The organism is Bacillus sp. JST-5, assembly GCF_057747715.1.
On record NZ_JBYLHW010000073.1, the window covers coordinates 1 to 12,696 of the forward strand.

13 protein-coding genes are annotated in these 12,696 nt (G+C 33.3%); 6 read left to right on the forward strand and 7 right to left on the reverse strand.

Annotated features, from left to right (window positions below; all coding sequences use genetic code 11):
• Positions 1-161: 161 nt before the first annotated feature.
• Complete coding sequence (locus tag AC3ASS_RS12105) at positions 162-2,042, reverse strand: cation:proton antiporter domain-containing protein (RefSeq protein WP_488283782.1); 1,881 nt, start codon at positions 2,040-2,042, stop codon at positions 162-164.
• 209 nt (positions 2,043-2,251) lie between these two features.
• On the opposite strand from AC3ASS_RS12105, the gene prpE reads away from it, so the two are divergent.
• Complete coding sequence (gene prpE / locus AC3ASS_RS12110; RefSeq protein ID WP_488283783.1) at positions 2,252-2,989, forward strand: bis(5'-nucleosyl)-tetraphosphatase PrpE; 738 nt, start codon at positions 2,252-2,254, stop codon at positions 2,987-2,989.
• 26 nt (positions 2,990-3,015) lie between these two features.
• Here prpE and AC3ASS_RS12115 read toward each other — a convergent pair whose 3' ends face one another.
• From AC3ASS_RS12115 to AC3ASS_RS12130, 4 genes are read right to left on the reverse strand one after another with little or no spacing between them, the layout of a single operon-like run.
• Positions 3,016-3,915, reverse strand: a complete 900-nt coding sequence (locus tag AC3ASS_RS12115) for an RluA family pseudouridine synthase (RefSeq protein WP_488283784.1) — start codon at positions 3,913-3,915, stop codon at positions 3,016-3,018.
• Between the two features lie 18 nt (positions 3,916-3,933).
• Positions 3,934-4,728 (reverse strand): NAD kinase, encoded by a 795-nt coding sequence (locus AC3ASS_RS12120; RefSeq protein ID WP_488283785.1) that lies wholly within the window; start codon positions 4,726-4,728, stop codon positions 3,934-3,936.
• A gap of 21 nt (positions 4,729-4,749) precedes the next feature.
• A complete protein-coding gene (yjbM, locus tag AC3ASS_RS12125) occupies positions 4,750-5,391 on the reverse strand; it encodes a GTP diphosphokinase (protein ID WP_488283786.1) in 642 nt (213 codons plus the stop codon).
• A 24-nt stretch (positions 5,392-5,415) separates the two neighbouring features.
• The gene (locus AC3ASS_RS12130; protein ID WP_488283787.1) at positions 5,416-5,790 is read right to left on the reverse strand and encodes a UPF0738 family protein; all 375 of its coding nucleotides are present in this window, start codon (positions 5,788-5,790) and stop codon (positions 5,416-5,418) included.
• Positions 5,791-5,896: 106 nt separating this feature from the next.
• Between AC3ASS_RS12130 and AC3ASS_RS12135 the strand changes: the two genes are divergently transcribed.
• From AC3ASS_RS12135 to AC3ASS_RS12155, 5 genes are all read left to right on the forward strand, one after another.
• A complete protein-coding gene (locus AC3ASS_RS12135; protein WP_488283788.1) occupies positions 5,897-6,487 on the forward strand; it encodes a CYTH domain-containing protein in 591 nt (196 codons plus the stop codon).
• Between the two features lie 3 nt (positions 6,488-6,490).
• Complete coding sequence (locus tag AC3ASS_RS12140) at positions 6,491-7,084, forward strand: lytic transglycosylase domain-containing protein (RefSeq protein WP_488283789.1); 594 nt, start codon at positions 6,491-6,493, stop codon at positions 7,082-7,084.
• Positions 7,085-7,243: 159 nt separating this feature from the next.
• Positions 7,244-7,654: a globin domain-containing protein gene (locus AC3ASS_RS12145; RefSeq protein ID WP_488283790.1), complete on the forward strand. Its 411-nt coding sequence runs from the start codon at positions 7,244-7,246 to the stop codon at positions 7,652-7,654.
• Positions 7,651-8,526, forward strand: coding sequence for a ClpXP adapter SpxH family protein (locus tag AC3ASS_RS12150; protein ID WP_488283791.1), 876 nt, complete (start codon positions 7,651-7,653; stop codon positions 8,524-8,526). Before AC3ASS_RS12145 ends, AC3ASS_RS12150 begins: the two co-directional genes overlap by 4 nt.
• Before the next feature lie 250 nt (positions 8,527-8,776).
• Positions 8,777-8,953 (forward strand): hypothetical protein, encoded by a 177-nt coding sequence (locus AC3ASS_RS12155; protein WP_488283792.1) that lies wholly within the window; start codon positions 8,777-8,779, stop codon positions 8,951-8,953.
• Positions 8,954-9,037: 84 nt separating this feature from the next.
• On the opposite strand, the gene pepF is transcribed toward AC3ASS_RS12155, so the two are convergent.
• Both pepF and AC3ASS_RS12165 read right to left on the reverse strand, forming a co-directional pair.
• Positions 9,038-10,855 carry an oligoendopeptidase F gene (gene pepF / locus AC3ASS_RS12160; protein ID WP_488283793.1) on the reverse strand — a complete coding sequence of 606 codons (1,818 nt, stop codon included), beginning with the start codon at positions 10,853-10,855 and terminating at the stop codon, positions 9,038-9,040.
• 83 nt (positions 10,856-10,938) lie between these two features.
• Complete coding sequence (locus AC3ASS_RS12165) at positions 10,939-12,129, reverse strand: competence protein CoiA (RefSeq protein ID WP_488283794.1); 1,191 nt, start codon at positions 12,127-12,129, stop codon at positions 10,939-10,941.
• Between the last annotated feature and the right edge of the window lie 567 nt (positions 12,130-12,696).

Sequence of the window (12,696 nt, forward strand, 5' to 3'; positions counted from 1 at the left end):
CTTCCTTCAGATTCCGCGTCACCACGGACACCCTTGCGTTAAGCTAACTGCTACTTCTGCCTTCGCAGCTCGGGACTTTCACCCTATAGATTACACCCATGCCGGGCGCACATGAAAATAACCTTATCCAATATAATGGATAAGGTTACCTTTATGAACGACTAAAAATACATTCCCCGTGTAGATTTTCGTTTAAATTCTAATTCTCGTTTTAGTTCGTCAACATATTCTTTTGATCCTGTTACAATCAAGCGGTCATTGAGTTTTAACTCCGTATCTCCATGTGGGACAATAGCTTCCTTACCTCTAAAAATTCTTACAAAAATAACATCACCGGTAAATGGAAATTTACGTACTAAAAGACCGTCAAATTCTTCGTTAAGCACTTTAATTTCATATAAAGAAGTTTCTCGATTCGTTAGTAAGCTGATCATTGAAGGAGACTCAATAAGAGCTCGCAACAATGCTTTTGTTGATAACAATACAGAGAAAACTTCCACTTCTTTTTCTCTCAACTTTTGATCAATGTCAGCACTTTCTGCACGACAAATGACTCTTCCAACACCATATTCTTTTGCAGCAATAGAAAGTTTAGCATTAAGATTTTCATCTCCAGTAGAGATAACAACGATGTCATGATCGAATGCCCCTTGCTTTATTAACGTATCAATCTCGTAATTAGGGACTTCTTTAATATCAAATAATGAAGGAGCTGTCGGATTTCCTACTTTCTCCTGCTTTTGATGATAAATGGCCGGTTCATATAAAGAAGATTTTAATTCTGCATATACTTGGAGCGTCATTTGATTAGCCCCGATAAATCCTACTTGGATTTTCTTTTCGTTCTCCACTACTTTCGGGAAAAGTTTTCGGAAAATGATAGGTGTAATCATACAAGTAATAACGGCTACTAAAATAAATGTACCACTCATTTCAGCTGACAATGCACCAATTCTTTCCCCAATAGTCGCAGCAGCAACCACAAGCGATAAAGTAGACGTTAATAAAAATGCGGAAGCTAAAACGGTTTTCGTATCATACCAAATCTTTAATATATAAACAGGAATTATTTTTGAAATGATTAAAGCAATTAGTAATAAAGGAATTAGCATCAACATTTTTGGGTCGCTTAATAATCCCCATAAATCTATATCGACACCTATCATGACAAAAAAGATTGGAATTAAAAAGCCATAGCCAAATGAGTCTAACTGTTTTACTAATTCTTGATTTGGCGAAAGCAATGATACTAATACCCCAGCTAAAAATGCTCCTAAAATATTTTCTGCCCCAACTGTCTCTGAAACGGCCACTAAGAAAATAATTAGCGTAAATACTGCTCGTGTCCCAATTTGAACCGTTCCAGACGAAAGTGATTCAATAAATTTTAAGTTCTTTAAACGTTTTCCTATAAAATATAGCCCTACTCCTACAGCAAAAAGGATGAGTAATAGCCAAGTACTTCCTCTTCCTCCATCGTATATGGATACAAATACCGCAAGTAAAATCATCGTTACTAAATCGGCAATTACCGCTACTAGCAAAATGATTTGACCGATATTGGATTTTAATAAATTCCCTTCTTTCAACGTTGGAACAACAACTCCAAGGGAAATGGTTGAAATAATAATCGTCATTAATAGTGCACTATCAATAAACCCTACTAAAACGAATAAATACGATAATCCATATGAAAGAATAAATATGCCAATAAAAATGGAGAGCGATATTATAAATGGATTTGGTTCATTGGTCTTTTCGGATGTTTGGACTTGATTCTTTTTATTATTAGAAAATGCAGAAAAATCAATTTCTAAACCACTTAAAAACATAAGAAAGATAAATCCTAACGTTGATAAAGTTTCTAACCACATATCTGGTTGAACTAAATTAAATCCGCTCTTTCCGATGATTAAACCGACAAGGATTTCAGCCACTACAACGGGTATAACTTTTATTTTTAATCTATGTAATAAAATCGGTGTTAAAAACGCTGCAATAATCACGATTACTAGCGATGCCACTGATGCATGCTCTTCCATGTACATTCTCCTTTCCGCTATTTCAAACCTCGGTTAAAGTTTAAAGTATGAGAAAATGTTAAAGGAACCTATTCTCATATGTATAAAGGATGGTAATTCTTGAGTTTAAAACTATTTCATTATTATAACAATAAGATGATAGGAGACGTCAATTATTTATATTTTCTCTTCTAACCACCAATCGTTATACTCGTATAGGAGGACTACAAGTGAAATTAGATATTATTGGAGATGTTCACGGATGCTTGGATGAATTTAAGAAATTAACAATAAAGCTCGGTTACAATTGGCATAATAACTATCCGATACATCCTAATAACCGAAAGCTTGTGTTTGTTGGAGATATAACAGATCGAGGTCCAAAATCCATTAAAATGATTCAAATTGTTGATCAATTAGTAAAAAATCGAATGGCGTACTATACCCCAGGTAATCATTGCAATAAACTTTACCGATATTTCAAAGGAAATAAAGTGCAAATTGCCCATGGGTTAGAAACAACTGTTGCGGAATTCCAAGCACTATCAACGGAGCATCAAGAAAAAATAAGAAAAACGTTCATCCATTTATATGAAAATGCCCCATTATATTTATTATTTGATCAAAAAAAGTTAGTCGTTGCCCATGCAGGAATGAAAAGTGAATATATCGGGAGGTATGATCAAAAAGTTAAAACATTTGTTTTATACGGGGATATTACGGGCGAAAAACATGAAGACGGAAGACCAGTAAGAAGAGATTGGGCGAAATATTATCAAGGGGATGCAATTGTTGTTTATGGCCATACACCAGTTAAAAATGTTAGAGTCATCAATCGAACATATAATATAGATACAGGTGCCGTATTCGGAGGAAAATTATCAGCTCTCCGTTATCCTGAAATGGAAATTGTTGACGTCCCCTCATCCATGCCGTATTTAGAAGAAAAATTTACAGATTTTGAATGATAAAACCCTTCACTATTCGGAAGGGTTTATTTTTCATTTAATAGGACTAATTCCATATCTTGTGGCAGAGCACTTGAAAAAAATAACGACTCTTTTGAAATTGGATGAATAAATTCAATGGAGCGACAGTGTAATGCTTGTCGATTTATTTTTTCTAATGAACCACCATATAACTCATCCCCTAAAAGTGGATGTCCAATATATGACATATGAACACGAATTTGATGAGTTCTACCCGTTTTCAACTGTAATTGTACATGAGCAAAAGACGAAAATTGTTTAATTACTTTGTACATTGTACATGCATGTTGACCGCTCTTATCCACACACCGTTCGATAATACTATCTTGCTTTCTAGCAATCGGTGCTTCTATGACTCCTTCTATCGGTTCAACGAACCCGTGAACAAATGCTTCATACGTTCGACGAATCTTGTTTTCTCGTTGTTCAAGACTTAACAAATGGTGTATATGTCGATGTTTGGCAATAAGAACAATTCCAGATGTATTCCGATCTAATCGAGTCACAATATGCGATGTGGCTAAAATCCCTTTCTTATTGTAATAATGAATAAGTGCATTGCTTAAACTTCCATGCGGATGTTCACGGGATGGGATTGTATTCATAAATGGAGGTTTATGAACAACTAATAGATAATCATCTTCGTACAAAATTTCAAGCGGAATGGGTTCCCCTTTCATTTTTTCGCTAATCATTTCTTCGGGAAAATAGATGATTAATTGGTCCCCTAATTTTAAAATGTACCGAACGTTTTCTTCTCGTCCATTGACTAGAATCGCTCCACCTTTATATTTGATATCAGTCAAAGATGCTTTAGATATTTGATGTTCTTTTAAAAACTCCTTTATCGTTTTCCCTTCATCTTTTGACTCAATCATCCACTGCAATCGAAATTGTTGTTTCATTCTTACACCTTTCCACTTTTATTCACTTATAAATGAGTCATGCACTCGTTTCCAAAACGGGAATGGCCGGAATCTTGCAAAGCGTATTTTTTCATCAGCTACGCGAAACTGAATGGATTTTACGTCCTTATGTAATACAGATAGATGATCGATGGTGATTAAAAAATCGGTTCGATTGACTGGCCGCAACATACATGTATGATGGGAAGGTAATATTAACGGTGAGCCAATCGTTCTAAAAACTCTGTTATTAATGGATGCCATTTCAGCAATTTGAATCGCTTGTAGCGAAGGATGGATGATGGCTCCCCCTAATGCTTTATTATATGCCGTACTTCCAGAAGGAGTAGAGACACATAATCCATCTCCACGAAATCTTTCAAAATGCTCCCCTTTAATGATAACATCCATAACTAACGTGCTATCGACACTTTTAACTGTCGATTCGTTTAATGCTAATGTTTTTGTTTCTTTACCTCCATGAGTATAACGAATCGTTACCTCAAGGAGTGGATATTCAATAACTTGATATGGTGTTTTAGCAATAGCAATGACGAGCTTTTCCAACTCTTCAGGAACCCAATCGGCATAAAAACCTAAATGACCCGTATGAATACCGACAAAAGCCGTTTTATCCAATCGAGAACTATAACGATGGAAAGCGTAAAGAAGTGTGCCATCCCCTCCAATGGATATCACGATATCAGGCTGATCTTCATCATAGATGAGATCAAATTCTTCTAAATATGTACGGATCTTTTTAGATAACATATTGGATTTCTCGTCACCTTTGGAGGTTACTGCAAACTTCATATAGACACCCTTTCCATTTCTTTAATCTTTTTTATTCTCTTCATTCGGTTCATTTTTTCTAGAAAAAGCGGCTTGTGCTTCAAGAATTTCCCCACGAATTTGTGACATTTCTTCATCGAGGAGAAATGCAGCTTCTGCCGCTCTTTGAAGACGTTCATGAATATCATCAGGGATTTTTCCTTTATATTTATAATTTAACGAATGTTCGATCGTTGCCCAAAAATTCATTGCAAGTGTTCGTATTTGAATTTCCACTAATATATTTTTTTCACCGTGAATGGTTTGAACAGGGTATTTAATGACGATGTGATACGAACGGTATCCACTTTTTTTCTTATGATTAATGTAATCTCTTTCTTCCACAATTTCAAAGTCGTTTCTTTTCCGAAGCAACTCTACAACTTTATTAATATCATCGACAAATTGACACATAATTCGTAAACCAGCAATATCTTGCATTTTCTCTTCTAATTGATCTAATGGTATATTTTTTCTAGAAGCTTTATCTAAAATACTTGCAACAGGTTTTACCCTACCAGTTACAAACTCTATGATTGAAGAAGTATTCGCTAATTCAAATTGACTTCTTATTCCTCTGAATTTTATTTTCAATTCATCGACTGCTTGTTTATACGGTGCTAAAAATTTATCCCAATGATACATTACGGATCACCTCAAGTTATCCCACTACTCTGAAACAAAAAATATACGTTCAACCTTCTCTACAAATGATTCACCGTAATTATGATTATCTTTAATATTTTCCAGTAAATATGTAATTTCTTCATAGAATCTTTCTAATTCAATCGAAATATCTTTTTTTACAAAAAATATGAAAGATTCGTTTAAAAGTCTATAAATCTCTGGCCAGAGATGTTCTTGAAAATACACATATATATACTCATGATCATTTTCTAATATGTATACGAAGGCACTTTCATCTGAATCGACTAGCATATGTCCTTTTGGATGAAGCCCTTGCAGAGAGCGATCTTCTTTGATGTTAAAATATATTTTCCCGTCTATTTTTTCGATATTTTGAATATGTAATTTCTCACGCAATGGATGAACAAGCTCCTTTCTATCATCATTTGCTAAATATTTCATTTCTGCTATTATTTTATCATAATCTATGCACTTCGAGTATTTCTGTTAAAGGGGATTAAAAATGACCGACCAACAAATCGAAATTGAATTTAAAAATATGCTTATACAAGAAGAATACAAGTTATTAATCAATGCCTTTCATATATCGGAACATCAATTGGTTGAGCAAGAAAATTTTTATTTTGATACGCGACAATTTTCATTAAAGAAGCGAAACTCTGCATTAAGGGTAAGAAAAAAAGAAGGAAAATATGAATTGACATTAAAAGAGCCTTTACAAGTTGGCTTATTAGAGACGAATCAAACTATTACAGAAAAAGATATGACCATGTTGTTGGAAAATATCTCTTTCCCGGACGGAAAAATTAAAGAAACCATTGAACGATGGAATCTTTCACCTAAACAAATTATGTTTTTCGGATCATTAAAAACAATACGGGCAGAAATTACATATAAGGGCGGTATTCTTGTTTTTGACCATAACTATTATTTAAATAAAGAAGATTTTGAATTAGAATATGAAGTAGAAAATTACCATGAAGGGAAAAAAATTTTTGAATCCCTTTTAAATGAATTTAATATACCTCTAAGAAGAGCCGATAATAAAATTGTAAGATTTTATCGTGAAAAAATAAAATGTATAGAGGGTTGAACGATGAACATTGATCAATTAAAAACGATGATGGACATTCAAGCACTTCGTCAATTTCAATCAGGAAATCAGAAACAAGATGATCCAAGCTTTTCTTTATTATTTCAAGAAGTATTACAGTCAACACTGTCAAATATTTCTCAAAAAGCACCTGCAGTTTCAAATGTGTTCCCTTCTATTACCGTTAACGATCTCTCGACAACAAAGCCAGTGAAAATCGATGACCAAAAACTTAAATCAATTATTGAAAAAGCAGCTGAAACTTATAATCTTCCTGTTCAATTAATCGAAGAAGTGATCAGACATGAATCCAATTTCCAAATAAATGCGAAAAGTAGCGCTGGTGCATCCGGACTTATGCAGTTAATGCCAGAAACAGCTAAATCTTTAGGGGTTAAAAATATTTTTGATCCAGTTGAAAATGTGATGGCGGGAAGCAAATATTTGCGACAAATGCTTGATAAATATAACGGAAATATTGAGTTAGCGCTTGCAGCTTATAATGCAGGACCGGGAAATGTTGATAAATATAAGGGCATTCCTCCTTTTGAAGAAACGAAAAATTACGTAAAATCTATAATATCAGCAATTACTTAATGCGAGCATAGTGCTCTTTTTTTTTGCAATAAAAAAACAAGAAAATGAAAAGGAATTTTTCTTGGATAATAGTTGAAATGAATCAAAAAGCTATTTATTTGAGATAATTAATGGAGGTTGATAAAATACACATATAAAATGAGGAAAAGGAGTATTCCTATGAATACCGAAATGAAACAACAAAGTCTTTTCGAACTTGTAGGAGAAAAAAGACTACATCAACTAGTAGATGCTTTTTATAAAAGAGTAGGAAAACATCCTGATTTAATCCCGATTTTTCCTAATGACTTAACCGAAGTGGCTAGAAAACAAAAACAATTTCTTACACAATATTTAGGAGGACCACCTCTATACACTCAAGAACATGGACATCCAATGATGAGAGCGAGACATTTACCTTTTGAAATAACACCTAAACGGGCAAAAGCATGGTTAAGTTGCATGAGCGATGCAATGGATGAGGTTGGTCTCGAAGGAGATATTAGGGATGCCTTTTTTTCAAGACTTCAACTTACGGCAAGACATATGATTAACACTCCTGATGATGATGAGAAAGGTGAAGGTCATTGATTCATAAACATAAAAGAGAAAACCGTTGGCAACCTGATTTTACTTCGAATGAATCAAAGCCGTTAGAAATTTATATGTTTATCGATCCTTTATGTCCGGACTGTTGGGCATTGGAACCGGTAATAAAAAAGTTACAAATACAATATGGTCATTATTTCACATTAAAATATGTATTGAGCGGTCGTTTAAAATCTCTAAATTCTCAAAAGTTAACCCAAAATGAACGGAAGTCGGCAATCGAAAATGTTCATGGTCTATCGAAAGAAACGTGTAAAGAAAGTTCAAATTCCTTACAAAACCCTGTTTCATCACCATATATCGCTTCCATTGCCATTAAAGCGGCAGAATTACAAGGAAGAAGAGCGGGCATTAAATTTTTAAGGAAATTGCAAGAACAATTATTTATAAAAAAGCAAAATATTACCGATTATTCAGTTGTTGTTCAATGTGCAGAACAAGTAGGTTTAGATATTGATGAATTTATTAATGATCTTCATTCCAAAAGTGCACAAAAAGCCTTTCAATGTGACTTAAAAATTACGAACGAAATGAATGTATCTGAATATCCTACGATTGTCTTTTTCAATAATAATGTAGAAGAAGACGGAATTAAAGTGACTGGTTATCATTCTTATCATGTTTATACGGAAATTATGCAAGAAATGGTTTCGGAAACATTAGTTCCAAATGGACCTCCGGATTTACTAGATTTTATTAGTTATTATCAAATGGTTACATCAAAAGACATTGCTTTCGTTTATGATTGGCCAATGCAGACGGTAGAAACTGAAATGAAAAAGCTTGTATTAAAACAAGAAGTTGAACAAATAAAAACAAATAACGGGATCATCTGGAAAAAAACAGGAAATTAATTAAGAAAGGCCTTGCAACCGAACGCAAGGCCTTTCTTATTACGAACAAAGGGGATGGGAGAAATTTTTCACGGTCAAACAAAGGGGTATATGTTTGTTTGTGAATAACTTCACAGTGATAATATATCATAATGTAATTCTGAAAATCAATGTTTATCTTACCATTTCACAATATTGTCACATTTCTTTTCATGACAAGCTACCCTTTCACATATAAATATACATAGAACTTTGATTGGAGGCATCCATCTTGCGAAATTGGACTTCATTATTATTCATAGTTCTCATCGTTGTTTCATTTATTTTTCATCTCTTTGGATTAATGCGATTAGCCCCCTTAATAATTACATCACCTATACTATTCTTATCACTCTTTCTATTCTTCAATCATTATAATAATCGGAACAAATTCAAAGGATTCAAATAATAGGAACTGTTTTTATTCGACTTTGTAAACATGTAGATATCTGTTCAATAATAAAAAGCCAGGAAAAATCCTGGCAAAAAACAGTTATTTAGAAAGTAATTGTTCCATTTCTGATAATTTTTCTTCAAATACTTTACATGCTTCCTCAATCGGAGTAGCGCTAGTCATGTCTACCCCTGCTTTCTTTAATACATTAATTGGGTAATCGGAGCTACCAGCTTTTAAAAATTCTAGATAGCGATCAACAGCTGGCTGACCTTCCTCTAAAATCTGTTTACTTAATGCTGTAGCCGCACTAAATCCAGTTGCATATTGATATACGTAGAAATTGTAATAGAAATGCGGAATTCTAGCCCACTCTAATCCAATTTCCTCGTCAACAACGATTTCGTCTCCAAAATATTTTTTATTTAAATCATAATAAATGTTCGTTAGTACATCTGCAGTTAGTGCCTCGCCCTCTTGAGCACGTTTATGAATTTCATACTCAAATTCAGCAAACATTGTTTGTCTAAAGACGGTTCCTCTAAAACCTTCTAAATAATGATTTAATAAGTAGAGTCGTTTCTTTTCATCATCAATTGTTTTTAATAAATATTCATTCAGTAATGCTTCGTTACATGTAGAAGCAACTTCCGCTACGAAAATAGAGTAATCTCCATATGGGAATGGTTGAGTCTTTCTTGTGTAATAACTGTGAACTGAATGACCGAACTCATGGGCAAGTGTGAATAAATTGTTCACATTATCTTGCCAGTTCATTAAGATATATGGATTTGTTCCATATGTTCCTGATGAATAGGCTCCACTTCTTTTTCCTTTGTTTTCATGGACATCTACCCAACGATTTTCAAATCCTTCTCGTAATACATTTAAATAATCTTCTCCTAAAGGTTGCAAACCTTTTAAAATCAGTTCTTTCGCTTCTTCATAAGTAACTTCCATTTTTACATCTTTTACTAGTGGTGTGTAAAGGTCGTACATATGTAATTCATCTACGCCTAATAATTTCTTACGTAGTTTTACATAACGATGTAAAAGGTGCAGGTTATTATTTACGGTTTGAATAAGATTATCATATACAGATTCCGGTATATTATTTGCTGCTAAAGCTGCTTGTCTAGCAGAATCGCATTTACGAACTTTCGCAATAAAATTATCTTTTTTCACTTGTGCACTTAATGTACTTGCAAATGTATTACGAAACTTTCCATACGTTTCATAAACGGCTTTAAATGCATCTTTTCTTACTCTGCGGTCGGAACTTTCAAGGAAACGGATATATCGACCATGAGTAACTTCGACTTCATCTCCGTTCTCATCTTTAATAGACGGGAATTGTAAATCGGCATTGTTAAGCATTCCAAACGTATTGCTAGATGCATTTAGTACTTCTGAAGCTTGAGCTAATAATGCTTCTTGTTCAGCATCTAATACGTGTGGACGTTGTAAATTTATTTCATCAAATGCATGCTCATATAATTTTAATTCTTCTTTTTCACGTAAAAACTCATTTAACTTTTCTTCAGGAATAGATAATAATTCCGGTACTACATATGCAAAGGCACTAGATACTTGTGTGTATAAATTTTTTGCTCGATCATCCATACTTTGATAAAAACTATTGGTTGTATCTTGATCGTAGCGCATATGAGCATATGTATATAATTTCCCAAGACGCATCATCACTTCATCTTGAAATTGCAAAGCTTCCCATAATAAATCGGCATTTTCCCCCAGTTTTCCTTTAAAGTTATTGGCTTTCGCAATCAAAGCTTTTACTGCATGATATTCCTCATCCCATTGTTCGTCTGTTGGAAAAATATCTTCCAAACGCCAAGTGTCCTCAAAAGGAATTTCATCCCTTGTCGGGAGTTTCTTTACTGCCGTTTCTTTTGTCATAATAACCCTCCAAGTCATTTTCATTTAATTCGTGTTACTAAATATTATTTTCCCTAATCTTATGCAATCGTGCAATAATTTTCTTAATATTTTTTCATATAAAAAGTAATAATCTTCCCTTTATAATGATGAAAAAAATTTTTTCGTTTATTCACATTTTCTTCTAATTGGGAAGAAAGTGCATGTATTTCTTTATTCACGAAATAATGATCCTGTTTCTTTTTTACATAACCGATTTCCCCAAGAAGTTCCATATATTGAATGATCATATGAAATACATTTTTGATTGTAATATTCGGTATTTCTCTTAACTTTATTCGATTTTTATTGATAAAAGAATGTGTCCAATGAAATAATTCATCTTTTGTTATTGAATCACCTTTTCTTTTATTTTTTAATTTAAATAGCCATAGGTATGTTTGCCATTCTAGCGGAGGAGTTTCAATATAGTGCATATTTGGAATGGGTAACCCAATAATGGGTGGAAGTTGAAGTGGATGAATTTGATGGTGATATAAAGTATGGAGAATAGGAATTTTTCTCGCATATGGCTGTATTGGTAAACGATACAACCAAAAGATTGTATCTTGAACCCAACGATCAAACATAGAAATAGTTAGTGGCTTTTTTTGAAACATGGAAAAGAAGGTTTTACGTGAAGATAATGAATAGCGATGGATGGTTGCTAAACAACGTAATTTAGATATTGGGAGGAAATGAGTGAGGATCCAAATCTCTTTGTTTAAAGGATCTAATGCATATAAGTGTGGTCCATGAATCATTGAAGATAAAAATTCATTCAAATGCAGATGAAATTGTTTATTTAATTTAATATGTTTAGAATGTACCATCCATATGGGGACAATTTCAATTTGATAAAATTTTTTTGTACGTTTTAATATTTCATCTTTTGAAATGTGGGAACATTGAAATTCTATTGCAATCCTTCTTTTCTTCCATTCAGCATAAATATCTGGTCTAGATGATATTTCATGAAAAAATTTTTCTATTTCCACTTGCACCATTTGATTTTTTAGCCAATCATATAACACTTTTTTACCCATTAAATGTTCCTCTGTCTCATTTTCCGTTGTATAAACGCATTTAGAACGGTGGGCAAAATGTGGATTTTTTATTGAACCTATCTTTAATAACACTTCTTCCTTACATGAAGGACAGAAAAAAGTTTCTCGTTTTTTTAACAGATGCAACTCCATTGTTGAGTGAGACAATGTAGAAATCATTTCTCCACTTTTCGTTATGGCGATAAACATACATACCTCCTCATAAATTTTAGTTTTCCGAAATACTCAAAAATTTACATTGCAATCCGAATTGAAGTGTTAAATTCAAGAAAAATCATTCTACTCGGGTTTGTAGAGTGATTGATTTTTTGTTCTAATCGAAGTGTTATACTAGTTTATATGTACATCCCTCAAGTTTTTCATTTGATATACGGACGGCTTCATTTCTATTTGTTGCTGGAGATGATATCACTAATCCATTTTCATTATCCCGTAACATTTTCTTCTTTTGGAATTCACGAAAACACCTCTACAATTAGTCTGAGTAAACCATATAATTTATTATAACAAAATCAGAATATTCAATTAATAATATTCTTAATAATCCCTTTAACTTAATGTAAATATAAATAGGAATGAGCCATATTGTAAGAATTAATCGAGTAGGAGGGAGCGATTAACTCCCGTCCTCTCACACCACCGTACGTACGGTTCCGTATACGGCGGTTCAATTAAGATCATTGACGCAAGTCTTTATAACTTCCGTGAATAGCTGTTCTCTTTATGCCAGTGGTCACTCCACCCTCCAAGAGGTCT

What these genes read in the sequence shown, in the direction of transcription:
- AC3ASS_RS12145 (WP_488283790.1), top strand. Translation starts at nt 7,244, where the DNA reads ATGAATACCGAAATGAAACAACAAAGTCTTTTCGAACTTGTAGGAGAA.
- yjbM (WP_488283786.1), bottom strand. Translation starts at nt 5,391, where the DNA reads ATGTATCATTGGGATAAATTTTTAGCACCGTATAAACAAGCAGTCGAT.
- AC3ASS_RS12135 (WP_488283788.1), top strand. Translation starts at nt 5,897, where the DNA reads ATGACCGACCAACAAATCGAAATTGAATTTAAAAATATGCTTATACAA.
- AC3ASS_RS12115 (WP_488283784.1), bottom strand. Translation starts at nt 3,915, where the DNA reads ATGAAACAACAATTTCGATTGCAGTGGATGATTGAGTCAAAAGATGAA.
- pepF (WP_488283793.1), bottom strand. Translation starts at nt 10,855, where the DNA reads ATGACAAAAGAAACGGCAGTAAAGAAACTCCCGACAAGGGATGAAATT.
- AC3ASS_RS12140 (WP_488283789.1), top strand. Translation starts at nt 6,491, where the DNA reads ATGAACATTGATCAATTAAAAACGATGATGGACATTCAAGCACTTCGT.
- AC3ASS_RS12165 (WP_488283794.1), bottom strand. Translation starts at nt 12,129, where the DNA reads ATGTTTATCGCCATAACGAAAAGTGGAGAAATGATTTCTACATTGTCT.
- AC3ASS_RS12105 (WP_488283782.1), bottom strand. Translation starts at nt 2,042, where the DNA reads ATGGAAGAGCATGCATCAGTGGCATCGCTAGTAATCGTGATTATTGCA.
- AC3ASS_RS12120 (WP_488283785.1), bottom strand. Translation starts at nt 4,728, where the DNA reads ATGAAGTTTGCAGTAACCTCCAAAGGTGACGAGAAATCCAATATGTTA.